General features: G+C 80.1%; 3 protein-coding genes. All 3 read right to left on the bottom strand.

Annotation, left to right across the window (positions count from 1 at the left end; translation table 11 throughout):
- Window positions 1-155 precede the first annotated feature (155 nt).
- On the bottom strand, window positions 156-500 hold the full coding sequence (locus tag GTR00_RS19515) for an FmdB family zinc ribbon protein (protein ID WP_166613215.1): 345 nt from the start codon (window positions 498-500) through the stop codon (window positions 156-158).
- Window positions 501-586: 86 nt separating this feature from the next.
- Entirely contained in the window at window positions 587-1,900 is a 1,314-nt protein-coding gene (locus GTR00_RS25225) for a heavy metal-associated domain-containing protein (protein WP_323132623.1), read from the bottom strand.
- Complete coding sequence (locus GTR00_RS19505) at window positions 1,897-2,091, bottom strand: heavy-metal-associated domain-containing protein (RefSeq protein ID WP_205706232.1); 195 nt, start codon at window positions 2,089-2,091, stop codon at window positions 1,897-1,899. The genes GTR00_RS25225 and GTR00_RS19505 overlap by 4 nt, the downstream gene beginning before the upstream one ends.
- Between the last annotated feature and the right edge of the window lie 67 nt (window positions 2,092-2,158).

Raw genomic sequence — 2,158 nt, 5'->3', positions numbered from 1 at the left:
CGGTGGGCCGGGGCGTCGTCTCGGGGAGCACGCCCGGACGCTAGGCGCGCCCGGGCGGCGGGCGGCCCGGCGCGGCGCGGCCGGTGTGGACGGCGGCGCCGGTGCGGCGGCGGTGGACGCCGCGGCGCCCCGGTGGGGACGCCGCGGCGCGCGCCTCAGGCGGCCGAGGAGGACCCGTTGGAGGAGGACCCGCTCGAGGAGGAGCCCGAGGACGCGGTCGAGGAGGACGCGCCCGAGCTGGACGAGCCGGAGGACGAGCTCGCCGAGGAGGTGCTCGAGGAGGAGTCCGAGGACGCGGTCTTCTTCTCGGCGGAGCCGGAGCCGCTGCGCGAGTCGGTGCGGTAGAAGCCGGAGCCCTTGAAGACGATCCCGACGTTGTTGAACAGCTTGCGCAGGGTGCCGGAGCACTCCGGGCAGGTGCTCAGGGCGTCGTCGCTGAAGGACTGGCGGACCTCGAAGGTGTGGTCGCACTGCTGGCACGCGTAGGCGTAGGTGGGCACGTCGTCTCCAGGGAGCTCCGGACCCCGACTGGCACTCGGGGCGTTCGAGTGCCAATCGTACTCGCCGCGGCCGCCCGGCGCGGCGTTCAGCGCGCGGTGCGCGCCCGGCGGCGCACCACCGCCCCCAGCGGACGGGCGTGCACGCGCAGCCAGCCGTCGTCGCCGCCGCGGCGCAGCGCGGCGGCCCGCGGCGCCTCGGCGGCGTCGGCGTCGACCGTCAGCAGCGTCCAGCCCCCGGCCGCGCCATCCGCGGCGGCCGCGCGGGCCACCGCCACCTCCAGCACCCCCTCGCGGCGGGTGACCACCGGCACCGGCCCGTCGGCGCGGCCCACCAGGGCCGCGCGCCCGCCGGTCGCCTCCCGCCACCGCGCCGCCCACGAGCGCAGCAGCTCCACCTCGTCCGGGTCGGCCAGGTCCCCGGCGCCCGCGCCGGGCCCGCGGGAGGCGACCACGACCACGCCGGTCACCGACGAGGTGGCCGCGGCGGCGTCCAGCTCGGCGCGCAGCCACGGCAGCTGCGCGAAGCCGGCGGTGCGCAGGGAGCCGCCGGTGGCGTCCAGCAGCAGGTAGCGGGTGCCGGCCAGCTCCAGCCGCCGCGGCGCCGCGGCCGCGCCCGTGCCGGCCTCCCCGTCGCCCGGCAGCCACGACCAGCCCGCGCCCGACCCGCCCAGCTCGGCGGCCAGGACCTCGCGCGCGGCGTCGGCGTCGGCGGCGGTGCCGGCCCGGCCCGGGGAGCCCACGACGTCCCCGGCCAGCAGCACGTGCTGGGCGCCGGCGGCCAGCGCCTCGCGCAGCGCGCGGCGCAGCACCTCCCGCCCGCGCGGCTGCCCGGCGCGCACGTGGGCGGCGGCGACCACGGCCACGCGCCCGGTGCGCGCCCCGCCGGCGGTGCCCGGGCCCAGGGCGGGGTCGCGCGGCTCGTCCACCGCCAGGGGCCCGGCGGGCAGCGCCGGCGGCACGAGCGCCTCCAGCGCCGCCAGGTCCAGCGCGCCGGCCACCCGGCGGGCGGGGTCGGTCTGCGCCACGTAGACGCGCTCGAGGGCGAGCTCGCGCGCGCCGGGCGGCACCGGGGCCGTCAGCCGCCGCCAGCCGGTGAAGCCCACCCGCTCGGCGAACGTCAGCGGCCGGGCGGCGCCGTCGACGCGCAGCACCGCGCGCAGCCAGCCGCCGGCGCCGTCGCCGCGCACGCTCAGCGCCACCTCGCGGGTGCCGGCGGGCAGCGCGACGCGCGCCTTCTCGGTGGCGTAGTTGACGCTGGCCTCCACGCCGGGCATGCGGTTGAGCTTCTTCTCCACCCGGGCCGCGCACGAGGCGCACGTCATGCCGCCGATCTCCAGCTCGACGGTGCGCAGCGCCGCGGGGGCGTCCCCGCCGGTGCTGCCGGGGCCGGCGGGGCTCACGGGCGCCTCCCGGCCACCTCGTAGCCGGCCTCGTCGACGGCGGCGGTCACGGCCGCGTCGTCCAGCGGGGCGCTGGTGGTGACGGTGACGGTGGAGGTGCCGCCGGGCACGAGGTCGACGTCGACGGAGCTGACGCCCTCCAGGGCGCCGACCTCGGTGCGCACCGCGTTCACGCAGTGCTGGCACGTCATGCCGGTGACCTCGTAGGACTGCTGGCTCACGGTTCCTCCTGGGGGTTCGCGGTGTCGCGGGCCGGGC

Origin of the sequence: Kineococcus indalonis (genome assembly GCF_009906395.1) — a bacterium.
Taxonomy (GTDB): domain Bacteria; phylum Actinomycetota; class Actinomycetes; order Actinomycetales; family Kineococcaceae; genus Kineococcus; species Kineococcus indalonis.
Note: the sequence above shows the minus strand (reverse complement) of the source record. Positions and strands in the feature narration are given on the sequence as shown.

Coding starts and splice junctions, on each gene's coding strand:
- GTR00_RS19505 (WP_205706232.1), bottom strand. CDS start 2,091: ATGACGTGCCAGCACTGCGTGAACGCGGTGCGCACCGAGGTCGGCGCC.